Annotated in this window: 10 protein-coding genes; 6 read left to right on the forward strand and 4 right to left on the reverse strand. The window is 42.0% G+C overall.

Features of this window, described 5'->3' with window-relative positions; all coding sequences use genetic code 11:
• Positions 1-125 precede the first annotated feature (125 nt).
• Both BM176_RS23350 and BM176_RS23355 read left to right on the forward strand, forming a co-directional pair.
• Positions 126-773: an HNH endonuclease family protein gene (locus BM176_RS23350; protein ID WP_090106760.1), complete on the forward strand. Its 648-nt coding sequence runs from the start codon at positions 126-128 to the stop codon at positions 771-773.
• Positions 763-3,201: a DUF262 domain-containing protein gene (locus BM176_RS23355; RefSeq protein ID WP_090106761.1), complete on the forward strand. Its 2,439-nt coding sequence runs from the start codon at positions 763-765 to the stop codon at positions 3,199-3,201. The genes BM176_RS23350 and BM176_RS23355 overlap by 11 nt, the downstream gene beginning before the upstream one ends.
• Positions 3,202-3,414: 213 nt before the next feature.
• On the opposite strand, the gene BM176_RS23360 is transcribed toward BM176_RS23355, so the two are convergent.
• Positions 3,415-8,310, reverse strand: coding sequence for an NACHT domain-containing protein (locus tag BM176_RS23360; protein WP_090106762.1), 4,896 nt, complete (start codon positions 8,308-8,310; stop codon positions 3,415-3,417).
• A complete protein-coding gene (locus BM176_RS23365; RefSeq protein WP_255373580.1) occupies positions 8,303-9,439 on the reverse strand; it encodes a ComEC/Rec2 family competence protein in 1,137 nt (378 codons plus the stop codon). The genes BM176_RS23360 and BM176_RS23365 overlap by 8 nt, the downstream gene beginning before the upstream one ends.
• A 1,316-nt stretch (positions 9,440-10,755) precedes the next feature.
• Between BM176_RS23365 and BM176_RS23375 the strand changes: the two genes are divergently transcribed.
• A complete protein-coding gene (locus BM176_RS23375; protein ID WP_090106765.1) occupies positions 10,756-11,928 on the forward strand; it encodes a DUF6985 domain-containing protein in 1,173 nt (390 codons plus the stop codon).
• 4 nt (positions 11,929-11,932) lie between these two features.
• A complete protein-coding gene (locus BM176_RS23380) occupies positions 11,933-12,124 on the forward strand; it encodes a hypothetical protein (protein WP_090106766.1) in 192 nt (63 codons plus the stop codon).
• A 136-nt stretch (positions 12,125-12,260) separates the two neighbouring features.
• Here BM176_RS23380 and BM176_RS23385 read toward each other — a convergent pair whose 3' ends face one another.
• Complete coding sequence (locus BM176_RS23385) at positions 12,261-12,632, reverse strand: hypothetical protein (protein WP_090106767.1); 372 nt, start codon at positions 12,630-12,632, stop codon at positions 12,261-12,263.
• A 728-nt stretch (positions 12,633-13,360) separates the two neighbouring features.
• Here BM176_RS23385 and BM176_RS23390 point away from each other — a divergent pair.
• Entirely contained in the window at positions 13,361-15,418 is a 2,058-nt protein-coding gene (locus tag BM176_RS23390; protein WP_090106768.1) for a glucosidase family protein, read from the forward strand.
• A 224-nt stretch (positions 15,419-15,642) separates the two neighbouring features.
• Here BM176_RS23390 and BM176_RS23395 read toward each other — a convergent pair whose 3' ends face one another.
• Positions 15,643-17,469, reverse strand: a complete 1,827-nt coding sequence (locus BM176_RS23395) for a T9SS type A sorting domain-containing protein (protein ID WP_090106769.1) — start codon at positions 17,467-17,469, stop codon at positions 15,643-15,645.
• A 269-nt stretch (positions 17,470-17,738) separates the two neighbouring features.
• Here BM176_RS23395 and BM176_RS23400 point away from each other — a divergent pair, with 269 nt between their 5' ends.
• Positions 17,739-18,452: an ion channel gene (locus BM176_RS23400; protein WP_177230509.1), complete on the forward strand. Its 714-nt coding sequence runs from the start codon at positions 17,739-17,741 to the stop codon at positions 18,450-18,452.
• The last annotated feature ends 271 nt before the right edge of the window (positions 18,453-18,723 follow it).

The following is an 18,723-nucleotide window of genomic DNA, read 5'->3' on the forward strand; positions in this document are numbered from 1 at the left end:
TAAATTTACGTCTGCTCTTTTTTGTCATTATGTAGGCAATTTAAGATTAAAATTTTTTATCTTAACTGCCGGTCCTTTTTTCGGGGTCCATTATAGGATCCGGAAAGGACGATCCTTCGGACCAGATGTATGCACTGAGTAATCTTAACTTTCAGGACAATTACAGGAGGACGAGAATAGTTTTATTATTATTCAACATACTTTCTTACGAAGAACTTTTACCTGAGGTTAAATTTCCCTTCTGGAGATACAATCAGGATATTTGGAGCATTGAACATATTCATCCGCAAAATCCAAGGGAATTAAAGTCCGCAGAGGAAATTAAAAGCTGGTTAACTGAGCAGGAAAAGCTGCTCCGGGAAGATAAAAGTTTGAATGATCTGGTTGTCAGCCTGCTTGAAGAAGCAAAGAATTTTGAAGCAGTGGCGGTGCCACAGGAATACAGAAGCCGGTTGCAGGAATTGAGTGAAAGAATTACAGTGGATTTGGGGTTACACGGTATTGGTAACCTCACCTTGCTGGATATATGCACGAATAGTTCGCTTGGCAACAAGGGATTTTTATCAAAGCGGTCGGCAATCCTGAATAAAGAGATTGAGGAAGGGGTATTTGTCCCATTAGTTACCCGAAATGTGTTTGTAAAGTACTATACAAAAGACCTCGAAAGTATACCAATGGAATTCTGGAGCAGAAAGGATGCTGAAGATTATGAAAATGCTATAGCTGTTATGTTAGAATCTTATCTGCCTAAACCTGTATCCCATGAAAAATAGTTTTAAATACACGTTTATCCGTCTGATTACGGAATATCGGGTAGAAATTCCTGTTATACAGAGAGACTATGCTCAGGGACGAATAGAAGTCAAAACAGACCAAATCAGGAAGGGTTTTGTGGATGCCCTTCTTGGTGCGTTGAAAAATAACAGCCCCCTGCACCTTGATTTTATCTATGGGAAAATAAAGGGTGATTTAAACAGCGAATTGCTCTGGCGAAACCAAAAATCAATTGGGGAGCTTTTAAAGGCAGTTAAGACTTACGCGGATAATCTCGATGTTAAGATTAATTATGATCTTCCTCCAGAAGAAGATTCTCAGAAAGCACTAAAACAGTATTTTATTCCCCTAGACGGACAACAGCGTCTGACCACGCTTTTTCTCGTTCACTGGTATCTTTGCTATCGTAATGGACAGCCGGAGAAAAGATTATACAATTTTTCCTATAAAACCAGGAAAAGTTCCAGGGATTTCTGTAAGGCACTGGTTGAACATGTTAATCAATTGAAGGGGGATGCCAGCTCCATTAGTGAGTTATTAAAAGATCAGAAATTTTTATTTGACGAATGGTTACGGGATCCGACTGTCTCGGGGATGATGGTTATGCTGGATGAAATCCAGAACTCTTTAAAGGATGCAAGTGAGGATGACATAAAGGTTTATTATGACCGGCTCTATAGCCCCGTAGAAGAAATGATAACGTTTGATTTTTTGGATTTGGATAAGATAGAAGAAGAAGACGAACTATATGTGAAAATGAATTCCAGGGGAAAGCAGCTGACTGACTTTGAAAATTTTAAATCCTGGTTGATTGCTTATGTTGAAGACAAAGGTTTGGAATTGATGTCTGAATGGGATGTCCGGATTGATAAGGAATGGATGGATATCTTCTGGAGGCATCGCGATAGTGTGGATGATGTTGACAGCGCCTACCTCAATCTGTTCAGAAGGTTTGGACAATATTATTATGTAAGCCAGGCCCAGCTGCAAGGACAGGCTGATTTAAGTAAGGAAATCCGGGATATACTTGAACAACTGGATATTGAGCGAAATGGTGCAGATAATTTCCTGCCGATGACTTTTTATGAAAAGCATACTATTTTCAATGAAGGCTCATTGTCAGACTTGTTTGTTTTTTTAAGCTTTCTGGAAAAGGGAGGGAGTATTCGGCTGGATGAGCTGATCAAGGCTTATTCAGGTAAACCTTTTTTCGAGTATTCATTTTCAAAATCGCTCTTTACCGGAACAGTAGGGCTTAACTTGTTTCATAAGACGTTCTTATACGCAATCATCCGATTTGTTGTTAAACTTAATAAACCTGTGAACTTGTATGACACAGAGGATGAAGCTCTTTTTTCTCAGTGGGTACGTATCAGCCAGAATCTGATTTACAATTCACGCATTGATGATTTTCCGGAATATGTCTCGGCTATTACATCGATCTACTTATTGTCTGATCATTGTCTGAACATTATCAATTATTTAACTGGTAATCCCAGAATACTTTATTTCCCTGCTATTCAAAGAACTGAGGAAATATTGAAAGCATCCCTGATTAAAGAGGATCCTAACTGGACACAGGATCTGTTGCAATACGAAAGACATGCTTATTTCTATGGCCAGATAGGTTTTTTGCTGGCATTGGCAGACAACCAATCTGTACATGACAGAGTACTTTTCAACCACTATGCAGAAAACGCAGCGATATATTTTAGTAAAGAGTATCTCGACAATTCTGATCATCTGCTGGAGAGGGCCTTGCTTTGCAAGGGAGACTACTTAATTGATAAGGATAGCTACCGGTGGAGCTTTTGTCGGTCCAAACAGGGAAATGCAAGGGAAAGGGATGAAAATTGGCGACGTGTTTTTAATGATGACTCGGCTGGCGGTGGTCAATCTTTACTTCGTCTGATTTTGGATGATCCTCGGAGCCTTCAGGAAATTATTGATCAGGAGGCGGGTCGACTTGAAGACTGGAGGAAATACTTCGTATCGTATCCTAAATGTATTGATGTGTGTGATCAAAGAATGATCCGTATGGACGAGCGTGAAGATGGGAAATATTGGATACGCTTGTTGGGCCAATCGCAATTGAATCATTATCACAATGAGCTATACACTTACTTACTGTATTTGCGACTAAGGCCCTTTGTACATGAAGGGGGAGTGTTTGCCCTGAAGTATCATCCGGTAAAGCGGTCGGAGGATTCTTCCTATCTGGAAATAATAATGGAGGATAAACGGATAGAAGTAGTTTTTAATGGTCCTGAATTTCTATTTGAAATTTATTTGTATGGCAATAAAATGGAAATGGAAGCTCAACTGCTTACCATGGACTATCAAGTGAGGGACGAAAATCTTATTAAAGCAGTAGATATCGATGTGCTTTATAAAGATCTGCATGGTATTCTGATGCCTTTATCTTGATTTTTCATTATGGAAATATCAAATCGGCAATCAAGATTTTTTTTACGAAAATACTAGTGTTAGATCATGCTTCTTATGTCGCATGGATAGACGAAAAAAGTTTCTAGGATTAGCTAGTTAAATTTTCCATTCGGGCTGTCCCACGTACCTTAGGGATAGCCCGAATGGCTAAAAATGGTCCTGTTACTTATTTATGAAGCCTTCTGGCAATGGCTATTGTATCAGTTTATATTGTATGAGTTCTTCCTTCAGCATATAAGCTTTAGCGGAGCCCCGCAAAATCAGCAGATCCAGCAATAAAATAAAATCATTAAGGTATGCTTTATTAGATTTGATCTGAGTTCCATAGCTGTAAAAAGATTTTAAAATAAAATTATCAAACAGCTTCATATCTACAGTAACAAGTGTTTCATAATTGATTATGGTCGTGAGCCAGCTGATAGAATCCGGCATAAAATTACGGAAACCAACACCAGAAAGCAGCTTCATACTCAGATCTACTGAATTGTGGCCATAGTTAGTCAGGAAATATTTATAATATAAGCTTTTACCATCCAATACGCGCCAATGCTCTGAATTTGTCTTCCATTTTATATCCAGCAGGAAGTAAGGTAACAAGTAAGGGTGCGGATGTTTCAAGACGAACAATCTTAGCTGTTCCCATAATGCCCAAAAGTTCTCCACAGATGAACCACCGTCCACCGCGTAAATTAGCTCCTTGATCTGTTCATCTAAGAATTTGTCTAATTCGTCTGTATCCGGATCATCTTTCTTGGGCAACGTAGCCTCCAACAACTCATTAAAAAGCTTCGCTGCAAGTTCCTGTGGTTGCGATAGCAGGAAGCGTGCGTAAAAAGACTTAAACTCAGTTCTGGATTCAAAATAATCATATCTCCTGCGCGGCTTTCTGTCATTCAGATATTCGACATGACAGCTGAATAAACGCTGTATAAACTCATGCTGCTGCGGTAAAGTAGTATCCGCAGGGATGATGCGCAAGGCATCGTTTAACCTATGATAAGTAGAATTTCTGAGCGAAGGCTGAATTGCTTTGGGAGTATCGATTTCGCTCTTGACCACCTTACTGACCAAACCATTAAGCCATTCCATTTCCTGAGCTTCTTCATCTTCATCCGGTCCACCAAAATATCCAGCCTCTGCTTTCTGGACACTCTTATCGGCAAGCATTTCTTCCCTATTGATATATTCCAAAAGCCCACACCAGCAATCTGTTAAAAAATCAGGATTACTTTCCCTAAGCTCGCTAATCAGGCCATCAATCAGTTGATGCTTTGCCCTTCCATCCATTGGAGAAACCAGTAAACGGAAGATTAATGATTTCCCCTTTTCTGTAATGGCTTCCGCTGGCTTCAGCTTTAAAATAAAGGATAGACCAAACATCGCCTCATTAGTGTCCGTTTCAAAAGAACCAAACCTATCACTTTTGGGCTTAAGCTGTTTTTGGGCGTACCTGAACAGCTCCTGCTGGCACCATTCCAATTCTGCAGGCGCCAACTGATCGAAAAAGTCCCTTAATCCTATTGCTGCCAATGCTCCTGGAGAAAGCATTATTCGGGATGCGGCACCTGCCCCTTGAAGGCTATCATAGCCCGTCTTCCAAATGCTATACGTTTTATTCGACACATGCTCTCCCCGAAAAACTTTATAGGACCAAACCGTATTGGCAATGGGCAAATCTCCAAACAGGCTACCACCACTCATCATCTCTTTAACCTCCTGGTCGTATCCGGGAACCAGCTGAACCATATTTTCATAGCCAGGCTCCTCTACCCTTTGGATTGCATATTTACGGGCATCCATATCGTAAAGAAACTTCCACCAAGGCATATCCTTGCTATTAGCAGCATCCCACATAGCATCCAGCAGTTTATCCAGCTGTGGTCTATGTGTTTGATAGCGAAACATATAGTCTGTCACAAAACCTACCAGCCCTTGATAATATGCCTTACGATGAGGCCTTTTGTCCTCAGCTCTTCTTTCCTGGGCAAATTCTGGAACATCATGGTAATCATGCAGGTTTACCAGTTCATTGCTGTACCTACCTCCGTCCCATAGGTAAAAATCCTTAACACCCAGCAGCATAACAGAATTTTCATCTACCAGTTCAGGATGTGCCTGCATTATACTGGCCACCACACCCAGCACCGCCACGTTGTTACTTTCCCGGATCATCCTGTTCAACAGTCGTGAGGCCTTGGTAGCTTTGCCCTCTTCAGCATTCGGCAAATCCAGCAAGGCTTTTTCAAGTGCCATCAGGAGGGAGCTGATCAACCTGCTCCTGGCATTGAAGCCCCGGTACATGCTCCAGTATTCCATGCAGCCGTAATAATTACCAACTGATCCATCTGGAAAAGTTATCGTCACCACTTTTATTTCGGCACCGGAAATACCAGAACGAATTTTGCTATTTTTCTCAAGGCAAGCGTTTAAAAATGGCAACAAGAAATCCAATGCTTTATCAGGATGGTATAAAAACATCCAATACAAAAAGCTTTGGTTCCCGCTGGGAAAGTCAAAATCACTGTCCATATTGTCTTCGATGCCAAAATCATCGATATCTGGTTCCTCGTGGATCCTTATAGACCCGATCATACTTGGTTCTTCTGTTATCTCTTCTTTGGTCCAGTCCTGCTCTGCTATGCGTATAACATTATCCGGGAAATACTTGCACAACTGATCGGATAGCTTTCCTCTTACCGCATAATCACATATGCTTTGAAGGAATCCCCGCGATTTCCACCTGGGGCACTTTTTGTCTATATCTGTTGCCGCCCCCAGGAGCTGTTTAACCGGTTCCTGTGCCGCACCTGTAAGTTTAAACAGTATCTCAACATTCCTCTTCAGCAAGACATCTTCCCACCTGTTATGACTGTCCACAACAAGCTTGTCCTGATACCGGTAAAGATAATCCTCCAGCAAAAATGCTGCATCTGCCGACGCCGGAGGAAGCACAACTGGATTAAAATCAGGCAGCCTTTTACTCCAAGCCTCTACGACATCTAAATAGGTAAATTCAAATCCCTTAAAGGTGAGAATAGCACTTAGGTTCTTCCGGACAAAGGTTATCATGTAGTCCCAGCCACTGCCAACAGGTGCAAGACGATTGAAGTCCTTCCCTTTATGGTCAAAAGTTTTACATCCTGTCTGAAGCAAGCCCATTATCTTGCGTAGGTTCCGCCCATTATCTTCAAGCAACCATCCTTGCAAAGTATCAAGAAGTATGGCGGCATGCGCAGAACGCAAAGTGGCGACGAGCAGGACATCTTTCCATTTTTGGTCTACCTTGTCATCCATGAGGATTCCCTGAACAAATGCTGCCGACCGTTGCGGCTCATCGCGATAAAATTCATCGAGCCACAACCTGAATGCTCTGACCATGGCCGGGCTTTCATCCAACGTACTGATAAAGTCCATTGCATGCTCCGCATTCCTCCACTTTTCTTTGATATGACGAGTAAGGGCCCAGTCCTCCAGGATATCATGCGAAGGACTATAACGGTTACCAGTTTCAGACTGCTCTTCCTGAAGCATATTGTCTCTGACAAGGGCCTCTACCACATCGGAAGCTTCCTCCGTAGTTGTAAACAGCGACATTTCCCCTGCCCGCTTCAGACAAATCCTGGAAAACACCTGGCCCCGCGCTCTATTCCCGGCTTCTACAATATGCTCCCACATTAACTTCTTAAAACCGCCTTCATCAACTCCTGGATTCTTAAGAAGCTCAGGAAGAATCCTTACTGCCTTATCCAGGTAATACGGTGTCCGCAGAAGTTCATCGAGCTTCGGATTGTCTAACAGTGGCCCCATTTCAGGAATCAGCTCCCGGATCTTATCTATTTCGGCATCATTAAACGCATCCAGCGCATAGTAAATATCTCCTTCGGGCAGCTCAAAGCGAAAGTTGATTTTAAATTTTTGTAGCGTATAGTCCCGGATCGTTAACAACAGGGAAAGGTTGCTGTTTTTTCTAAGGTAGCCTAGCAGCTCCCGGAATGCATCTCCATATCCCGATTCAATTAATTTCTCGAAACTTTCAATCCAGAACACCACCCGGCTGCCAGACAAGGGGCTGCTCAGCAGCCGTTCTATATCGGCATGGTAGCCTGCCTTAACCAAGGCTTCAGCCAGGGAGTTGCAATACAGCTGCTCCGGGGTAAAGGTGATCACCGTTATACCTCCTTTTCCCTTCAGTGAGGAAACCGTAGATTTCGCCAGGGCCGATTTTCCTACACCCGGTTTGCCATGTACAACAGCCATACCGCTGCTGAACAAGCTACTTTCCAATTTACTGATGTCACGCGGAACATGCACCAGTCCTACTTTATCATTCGTGCGCCTATTGATTTCCTCACGGTTAAGGTCCATTTTGCGAAAAGCATCCAACACGCTGGCGTCCGTTTCAGGTTTCACCACATCAATTAAACGGTACTTTGCTCGGTCGATCAGTGCATTGTAAGCCAAAACCTTAGTGGCGGTGAAAATATTCCCATTTTCATATAAATGCATTATCCCGGTCAGGTAGGTGTTCCCATTTACCTTGGCGAAAACCCCACCACCGGATAGGCCTTTAACATTGGTAAGGGCTCTATCATAATAGGTATCCAGACTAGCATCCGTCCAAAGCAAAAACAGGTTTTTATTGTCCTTCTGATCTTCCCTGTATGTCAGCTCAAAAGAACGGTCAGCCTCCTGATCATTGAAACTGGCAAACCCTCTGACCTGGTAGTCCGTAATGGAAGGGGCCGTATCAATGACCTGGCAAGGGAACTCAGTTTCTGTAAGCGTCACTATCCTTTCCTTAGGAAGGATGATCAGTGCCAGGTCTTCCGTATCACCTGAAAAAACGATCACATCTGTGTCCGTAAGCCGACAACTGTGGTAAGTGCCTGCTTTTGGGTTAAAGATCTTGTCCAGCAGGATGTCGCTGTAGGTAAATGGTTGATCGAAATGCTCTCCCATCAGGCAGTGCTTTGCCGTTAGCACGTACACATATTCCAATTCTGAGCCCGGAAAGAACAGCAACGCTGTTCCTTTTCCCTTATTACATTCAATCCTGAGTGTTGCAATCTGGGGTATATGTTCATTCATCGTTAGTTTCGTTTAGGGGTAAATAGTTTAGGCTTTGATACAGCTGACCTGCTTCAGGAAATATGCAGCAGAAGTCGTACTTGCTGTAGACCTCTCCATCTACAGCGAACAAGCCCCGTAGCTCCTTACTGTCTGAGGAAAAGATGAACGAAATTGTTCTTTGGGGCCTTCCTTCCAGAGAAAGTACACGTACCAGGGTCTCCTTATCCGGATGCCGATTGGTGATTCCATTTCCTGTGACCACATAAGTATCGGTGTTAATTAACCTTAACAGTTCAGCGCTGGTATTGACCTTACTACCATGATGTGAAAGCTGCACGAAGGTAGCATCAAGCGGTTTTTCAGCACTAAAACCCAACCTACATAGCGATTCAGCGACCGTGCTGGGATGACTGTCTGCCAGGAGCAGCGCCCGGACACCATTAAATTCCAAAAGTAAAGCGATAGAACTCCCATTCCATGGATTGCTATCTTCGGAAAAATCTTTATTTGCCAGGTCCTCAAACTTTTGTTTATGGTCTGCTTGATCTGCCCTACGACCCGTCTTAGTCCTATGCTCCTCCTCTTTCCAGAGTTCGTCTGCAACACGCGCTTTTTCAGGTGAAGGTGAAAGTACCTTGATCCTTAAGCCCCAGAAATCTGACGGCTCCAGTTTCGTGGTAATACCTTCTTTGGAAAGAAGGCCATGCTGCTCTAAATATGTCCTCACCTTGACTCCCTGCACAACGCCTAACTTCCCTGTTCCTTGTGCCACCAGAAGTGGGCTATGGTTAAACCAAAACTTTGCAACAGCAGCGGGTTTGTCTTTGATCGCTTTGTCTTCGGTGAAGCCCAATACTGCCCCAATATGATCCAGGTCAATATGACTAATTACCCAGAGGTCCACACGTTCCTTAGCAGTTATACTCCGTATTAACGGTCCAAACCCATCCCTATAGGTCTTTGCATACCCACCATCTATCAATATATTGTGCCAATTCTTATCGTTGCCCAAAAACCGAGTCCAGATAGCATCCCCGCCACCTACATCCAGAAAAGTAAAATTCAGTTCATGCGTATCTTTTAACATACCTGAAAATATAATAAGGTTAAATTGTTTTACTTCCTCCTTTGCTTTGAAATGGACCACCAAATTTAACTATTTCCGTTTCTTTTAGAGGATTCATGGCGAAGGTAAGTATGCACACTGTTAATAACTTGTTAGTGCATATGTACCGGAAGCTATATCTATATCAACAGATAGCATTGCTGAGCTTGAAGCCTGTTCACATGTCACAAAACCTAGGCAGCCCATCCGGCCTCCATTCCTTGTATTTCCTATTAGAAGGTTTGTCCAGGCAATCATAAGTACTGTTTTTTTTACAGTAAGTGGAAAAGAAACATCCACATACAATATGACAGAAGTAAATAATATAAAGCTGTATTATTATTATTATTATTATAGGTTTGAAGGTGATGCAATACCACCCAAAGGATTTCCCAGCAGTGGGTAGGTAACTATCTGAGTTTTACCTTTGGAGCTAAACAACTATCCTTCGAACTACAATTAAAAAGAGGGTTTATAAACGAAGAACCGGCTATTGCAATATGGAAAAGAGAAGGGATTGTGGTTGAGATATCGAATACTGGTGATAAGTTAGATAGAATTTTTAAGTTTGCAGAAAAGCACTGAAAACTTCAGCACCTTTTTTGCTTATGTATTAACTCCTGATTAACAATTCATATTTAGGGGGGATAGGAATTTTCACATAAATCACCATTAGTTATTTCAACCTCAGAAATCTATTGCCAATAACATTCAGGACCTTAAACAACTAACCTCAAAATATTGGCAAGCTTTTGTTTCATTTACAACGGCATTTTAGTATCTATAAAAGTTTATTGTGAATATACTAACGGTGCATCGTTAACTCAGATGGCTATAACCATTGGCCTAGCGCTGTTTATCATCATTATTATCCGCTTTCTAAAAATTGCCTATACATCAACCTGTTGGATTTGGGTAAACCGGAACTCTCACCCAATCTCCAGATATCAGAGAAGGCAGATCTCAAACTATATTTAATTATTGATTACCAACATTTAACCTCATAAGAGCCTTCAATTCTGCTCTTAACAGGTTTGAAAACTGTCCAATCCGGTTCACATTTAGGTTCGTCGAAAGACGGGCCTTTTTTATTAAAATACGTGTCCCGCTTGCATTTGCTGCACTTTTCCGCATCAAATCAATTCAAACGGATACAAGTAAAATGGTGAACAGTTCTGTGACCTATCTATAATGGTCGTCTTTCAGTCCATTATAGCCCTTTCAAAGATGATATGAATATCGTATCACTGTTATTCAGTTTATACTGTAGCTTTCTCACTCCCATATCCGAACTTTATTTTCTACTTTCGCATGCCAGGACGATGCAGCCAGTTACAAATGATTTTTAGTGAAAACATATGATGAACAAAGACAATTTTGAACTCAATGGTGATTGGTCGTACGAAATAGAGCTGTCAGCATTTGCCGGATTCCAGGAACGACGCGGCCCTTATGCATCCATTTCTTCTGAATTACCCACTAATGGAGTGGTGACGATTGAATTCGAGGACGACCTGACTGATAACCCCGACCCATACGTAGAACAATTGAATACTCTGGATTTTATCATTAACAACCAGGAAAAGATCGTACACGTTATCACAGAAAAAACGCTTCAGAATTTACAGGATATCAGACGCTTTAATGCTGAAAATGAAAAGAAGTTTCAGCACATAAAATATGATAACGTAAAATCGATAATGGGGATCGCTGCAATTAATATAAAGACGGCTTCCAAAGATTACTTCTCTTATTATGACATTGTTTGTGGTTGTGACTGGAGTAAAAGCGCTATAAACTTTTTATTTCATTACGAACGGATCGTTTCTTTAAAATCAAATGGTATCTCCCGTTGGGATGCTTTAAAAGACAATGGATCGTATGAACGAATTTGGAATAAGCCGCACGAGATCAAAGCTCCGCAAAGATACACGGCTCCTCTTAAATACAATAAACTAAAGCCATCTCAAAAGTTTGAAAATGATTCTTATGAACATAGCCTGATTGCTCGTAAATTGAATGAAAAATTTAAAAAGGAGGTGGAAAGTGGAGAGATTGATATAAACGGCAAATACAAACTCGCTGATATCACCTTTCTTGAATTAACCTACTGGTTTGAGAATAATGAACTTAGTGAATATTTACTATCAAAAAAAGCAACTATCAGGTATGCACTACATAATTGTGTTGACTATGCCTACAGTGAGGAGGCACTTGCCCTGCTTTTAAAACATGGCGCCGACATCAACGCTTACAATATGTTTGGAAAAACAATTATTTACAGACTTGTATCGGCTCTCCTGTACTGGCTTGACGACCAGTATAAATTAAATAAGAATGCTGAATTTGAATTCTCCCATCAAGACCCGGAAATTTTTAAACAAAAAATTTACCATTTTATAAAATTAGGCGCCAACCCGTACATTAGAAATCATAATGGGATTAATTGTTTTGATGCTATGCAATATGCTTCGCCAGACGGCCAAACACAGGTCATCAATTTTTTACAGGATTGTTTAAAAGAAAAATAACAGCATGAAAACCGTGCTGAGCCAAAAGTTGTATAAACTGGATGCTTCCGGAGGGGTGGGTAAAACCGATTTCGGTATAACTCTCAAAGTAATGAGAGACGGTGTCACGGTCTCCTGCGGGAGGTACCGGGGGAACTATTGCAGAAACTTCAGTAACGCTACGGCCGTGCGCTTTGGAGGGGTTATTGCAGATTAGTATAGTAGCAGTGTATTTAGCTTATCGGGTTATTGAAACCGGCATAACGCCACATATGTTCTAATCATTGTACGACGCACAAAAAAGCCCCCGAAAGTTGATCACTTCCAGGGGCCGTATAAATAAACGTTTTATACTATTTCAAATTATACAGAATCCCATCAAACAAAATCTGCTTTTCAGATTTTATCTGCATCTTTTGACCTGTTACATCCAGCCACATGGTATCAATAGTATGAGGGAATGTTTTTGTAAAAGGAATGTCAGCAATTAATGTAATTTCATTTTTATTCGCATCATACTTCCAGTGTCCTTTTGATATATATATTCCTGCGCTATGCTTTATATATTCAAAAGTATTAGCACTGTTAAACCATATCTGATTACCTGAAAACAAAGGTCCTCTTGAACTTTCAAAATATTTATGGTCAAAGACTGTCTGTTGATTTATCTTTTCAGAGCATGAAAAAAGAATGATACATGACACAAAAGCTAATTTCTTATTCATATTTTATCTCGATATAAAATTTGGAAATATTGTTTGTCGTACATCTTTATATGATTTAGCACCATCTATTACATTTGCACTAATCGTCTTAGTAGGATCAACAGCTCTATGTGTCAAAATAATAATACGAAGAGATGAATTTGTAGTCAAACTATAGGCCCGAACCCAACTATCTGTAATTTCTGACATCTGCTGAATATTCCCAAGTGAACTGGACCCAATTACAAATTGTCTTCTATATGCGGATTGTTCATCCGTAATATCATGTAGATATCCAAGATTGCCATTCAGTTGAAAATCAGTCAATCCCTGGTCATATTGATAGGCATGTGTTAATTCATGCGCTAAACCTGCCAGAAGTGTATTTAGCGTTTAGTTCTTTGGCTAATTCTATTGCTATTTGTCCGTTGGCACCGAGTATTGTTTGCATAAAATATATTTTATCAATTCTTTCATTGTGTCATTAAATAAAAGTAATTTTTAGGAATTACTTATGACTTTAATTCATTAAATAATTTCAAACCTTCATAAAATTGGTTTGGGAATTGTCCAGACGGGGTCAGAAAGAAGCTTCACTGAAAGGTGAGATTTTTTTTTGGTAGCTCAGTTGGTAGAGCATCCCGTTCAATCGGGTTAGGATCACAAGAAAGGGATAAGATAAGTATTCAGGCTTGTCCCTTTTGCTATCGATCCGTACAGCTACTTTTAACCAGCATAATTGATATTAAATGAAATTAACGATTAACAAAATACTTGTAAGCTTTTTAGCTTTTCAGTTGCCATCCCTGCTTTTTGCCCAACAGCATGACTTACCTCAGCAAACAGACCGTTGGGCTATACAGCCTGATGGAAGTATCAAATGGACAATCAATGGTTGGCTGCCGCATACAGATCATATTGAAATGTCGGGAGAAAAAGTATCTGTTTGGGTTCAGTATGGATTAGATAGTGCAGGCAGATCTTCTGTTTTGCGAACAGTGGTTTTCCCCACATTCAGGATGCTGCCCGACGTTACCCGAAGCCACATTGATTATACTTTCCTGGATAACGAGTTGCCCCGGTTCTTTATTAATAACCGGCAGTTAAAAATGGATCTGGCCATCGGGAAAAAGTCAGGCAATCTTTCCTATAACATCAAAAGCATCTGCCACAAAGGTATTATGCAGATTGATGCAATAACGAGCAATCCTGAGCTGGTAAAAATTGAACGGCGTATTTTTCCTTCCGTGGACAAACCTATGGTCTTTGAAAAATTTGTTTTCACAAATACGACCGATAAGCCGGTTACTATTTCGATGGAATACCTGAAGCGTGAGGTAAGAACGGATAGCATTCAAAGTAAAGTAAGGCCGCACACGATCATAATGGCATCCGTAGGCGATGGTAGCCGGATAGTGCAACCAGGAGAGCGCACCAGTTTTGCTGTTTGTTACCGGGCAACAGATTTTCCCGCCCAGTCTATTACCGTTGATGCAGATATAGAAGAAAACGCGCGTGAAAACCGCATTAAAACTATTTTATCACCATTGCAATTACAAACACCGGATACCATATTGAATACGGAGTTTTCATTTGCCAAAATCAGGGGAACCGAAAGTATTTACAAAACCAAGGTTGGTTATCTTCATGGCCCCGGTGGCCTTGCTTATTATGCGGCTGTATGGGCAAATGACCAGGCCGAATATGTCTGCCCCTTTTTTGCATTCCTTGGCGATAGCATTGGCACCCTCTCAGCGATGGACTGTTACCGTTTGTTTGCCAGGTACATGAACCCCGAATACCGTCCCATACCCAGTTCCATAGTTGCTGAAGGGGATGCCGTATGGCAAGGCGCCGGTGACAGGGGCGACATGGCCATGATCGCTTATGGAGCTTCCCGGTTCGCACTGGCTTATGGTCATCCTGATTCTGCAAAAGAATTATGGCCGCTTATCACCTGGTGTCTTGAATATAGTCGCAGGAAACTAAATGACCAGGGCGTTGTTACTTCAGATCATGATGAACTGGAAGGGCGCTTCCCATCAGGCAAAGCCAACCTGGCAACAAGCAGCCTTTATTATGCTGCATTGAGATCTGCGGCTGATCTTGGTAAACAACTGTATCAGCCTAAATCACAATTAGATTCGTATTTAAAACAAGCAGCGATACTTAAGACTAATATCGAAAAATATTTTGGCGGTAACGTAGAAGGGTTTGAAGCGTATAAATATTACGAAACCAATGATGTATTGCGTGCCTGGATCTGCGTGCCCCTTACCATGGGCATTTTAGACCGGAGCAAGGGAACGATCAACGCTCTGTTTTCGCCCAGGTTATGGACAACCGACGGATTGGCTACCGAAGCAGGTAAAGAAACTTTTTGGGACCGGTCAACCCTGTATGCGCTTCGTGGTGTATTGCAGGCAGGTGAAACAGAAAGAGCAATGGACTATCTCCGATATTATTCGCGCAGGAGACTGTTGGGAGAACATGTGCCATATCCGGTAGAAGCTTATCCCGAGGGTAACCAAAGGCATTTGTCTGCCGAGGGTGGGCTTTATTGCAGGATATTTATAGAAGGACTGTTTGGTATGCTGCCAACAGGTTTTAACAGCTTTAATTGCACGCCACGGCTACCAAAGGACTGGAATGAAATGGCATTAAATAACATCCACTCGTTCGGTCATGTGTTCGATCTCAAAATATCCAGGCTGAATAAGGAAAAATTAAATATTACCATAACCGAGGGTAGCAAAACTATTAAATACAAGATAAATGAGGGCAATACACAAGCAGTAACTTTATAGCATTATTTGATTCGGGGTATGTATCGAGGTCATTGTTGAAAAAAAAGACCTGGCCAGATTCCACCTTGCGGTGGACACCCTTGCCTTGAGCTAACACTTCCTACTGTAAACTTCAAAGCTGGTCTAAAAAGACCAGCCTTGAAGTTCCTTTTTTAAACTTTTTTTCCCGAAGGTTTGTTTTTCAACATAGAAAGACACCCTCTTTGTATGTGATCAAGTGGTGCTTAGTTTTTCATTATCTTAAAGATTTCGTTTTTATTATTATCGCCCACCTGTATAAAATACAAGCCGGATGGGAGGCCATCGAGTGACAACGTTTTCCTCTTGTTGTCATTGATTTCAATAGTTTTCAGCAAGCGCATATCGGCACCAAACACTTTCACCAACACTTTGGAGGTGATAGGTTTGCTGTATTCGATAAAGACATAGTTGCTGGCCGGGTTAGGATAGATGCTCACGGTTTCCAGTTTGGTTACCGGCGCCACGTTGTTGAGTGTCATAGCTGGCGCGGCTACCCGTTGTTCTATCACGCCGCTGTTGAGGGCATCGTATGCTTTGACGATGAACTGACCACAGAGTAGTTTTGGAAATACTTTCTGGAACACGATATATTTCTCTGCATAAGGTTTGAAAGAGAGTGCTATCGGTGATACCGTGAGTTGTTTAGGATTCAGGTTGATGATGCTTACCGGCGGCTGGTGTAATTTGATACACTGCTGACTGGTGGTGCTGAGATCGCGGAGTAGCACGTTGGTAAACGTACTGGTGTTGCTGGTACTGCTGATGATGTAGTTGGCGTTGGCCAGTATCGCGAACTTGTCTTTGCCGGCAGCTTTTATTTCAAGGCCATACCTTTCGGTGTAGCTGGCCGTTTGCGGGAAGGTGCTGAATTCCACGAGACCCAGGGAACCAGGCACGTAGCGCAGTTGCAGGTAGAATACTTCTTTGCTCACGGCAGTGTAGTAGCTGGTGGTGAAGCCGGTGAGATATAGGTAGTAGTTTTCGTTACCCAGGTTGCGGATAACGAGGTCGTTGGATTCTTCTGTACCGGCATCGCCAACATGGAAGGAGCCTACGATGGCGCCGCTTTCTCTTACGTCCAGTATCAGTACCTGTCTGTTAGCTGCGCCGGTGACGGCTGTAACATCGGTGAAGCCGGAGATGAAGAAGGCATCGTTACCGGCAATGTTGGTACGTTTCACGATCTTGGTGCCGGCAGATTCAGTGGTGGCACCGAGATAAGCGAAACCAGTAACAGGGATACCGCCAGGCTGGAGACGGAGGAAGAGTACCTGGCGTGGGCCACCAAAGCCGCTGGTACACAGCTCTACATAACCAGTCAGGATGATGTTGTTATCGGTGGCTTCTGTCAGGGCCAGCGCGTTAGCGTTACAGGTGAAGTTGGTGGAGTACTGGTAGTTCCATACGATGGTGCCAGTGTTGGTGAGGCGGGTTACCAGTATATTTATCTGCTGACCTGCTGGCGCGGGGCTGTAGCGGCCTGCAATGATCAGGTCCCCGTTAATAGCTTCGATAAGATCATTGTACTCAATGAGCGCGTTGGCGTTGGCAGTGCTAACCGCAGAGAAGTGCAGCTTCTGTACCCAGATAGGGTTCAGCAGCTGATCCAGGCGGATGAGTACTGGTGTGGAGTACACAGGGATGCCATTGATCAGATTAAAGGACTGGATTACGTGGCCTAAGAGATAGTAACCTTTACCGCTTTTCATGCGGAAGATTTTCTTTGGCAGCAGGGAAGGTAACAGCTTGCCGGGTTGTGGTACCACATGCTCGGAGATGAAGTTGCCGTTGGCATCAAACTGATCGAGCGATAAAGAACTTTTCGTGGAATCCTGGTACGCGTTGGCGCTCCATAACAGAAAGGCTTGTGGGGCAGAAGCTACTAATGGCGTGTCTACGACGAAACTTGCTGCTTTGTAGTGGAATTGCAATGCAAAGGTGTTGTAGTACAGCTGATCCGCATTTTGTGCCTGGGTAGTGCTTAAACCAATAAACCAGGCAATAATAGCCAGGTATAAATGTTTGTTCATGTGGGAAAGTTTTAAGTTAACGAAGGGTTATTGTAAAAGGGGTGACAGAATATCAGTGAAAAGATAAGCAGACAGGCCTGTAACGGACATGCAGTCGTCCGTGAATAGTGCTGTTTGGGCAAATTTCCAACAAAGGTGTAGGGAATGCTGTATCAATGATACAGTGATATGCATATAAATAATCGTTTTGTCGGTGCATTTCCAGCGTTTATCTTGTTTTAACAAAACAAAACCTGCATATCTGATGAAATTCAATTAAAATGAATTCGATGCAAATAATTATGACTATGCAGGAAACGAAACTAATTCAGAAGATATTATGTCATGCCCGCAAGAAGCGTTATGAATTGCTGCTCATCAGTTTTATGGTCTTCATATTTGGTAATACTTTTTCGGAACATGTGCATGTGGTAGCAATATTCAATATTTATCAGAATATGATCGCGGGATTTATCGTTTTTTATTATAATAAGCGTTTGCGCATATTTATCCTCGTTGTGATAACCTGTACCGTTTTCCTCGATCTGTGTCAAAGCGAACTGGGTATCACCGATATCAAGAGCTGGCTGGGCATCCTGTACCTGTTATTCTTTTTTATAGTAGCAACAGATGTTTTTAAAGAGGTGTTGTATGCAAAACGTGTATCAAGAAGTTTGCTATCGGCCGCTTTGTGTGGGTTTGTGCTGCTTTGTCTTATAGGCACTTTTGTCTTTTATCAGATCCAGATCAAAGAACCTAATGCGTTTTCCAATACAGGCACAGGCTATGCAGTGATGAATAACCTTAACTACTTCAGTTTTACAACGCTGCTTACGATAGGGTACGGAGATATTTTACCTTTATCATTATTGGCGAGAAGAGCTGTGATGCTGATTGGACTTGCGGGCCATTTCTACACGGTATTTGTTACCAGTATCATTATCGGTAAATATCTTTCGGTGAACAATAAGAAGTTGAGCCTTTCTTACCAGCATGAGGATTAAACCGACCTGAAACTCATTCACCATTTTCATAAAGAACAGAATATAAAAGGAAAGCACAGGTAACTGGAAAGAAACCTGTGAATCAATGAATAATCTAAAACCCTCTTCCAAAAATAGTCATGAACATCTTCGCATGCCACACCTCTGGTATTCATCACCTAGTGTACCAGACACGTTCTTCCCGTCAGTTGATTGTTAAGTGGGTATCGCAGCAATTGATACAGATCGCTGTAATCAAAATCAGTGGCTATAGGATAACCTATAAAGTGCT

It is taken from the genome of Chitinophaga sp. CF118, from assembly GCF_900112615.1.
GTDB lineage: Bacteria > Bacteroidota > Bacteroidia > Chitinophagales > Chitinophagaceae > Chitinophaga.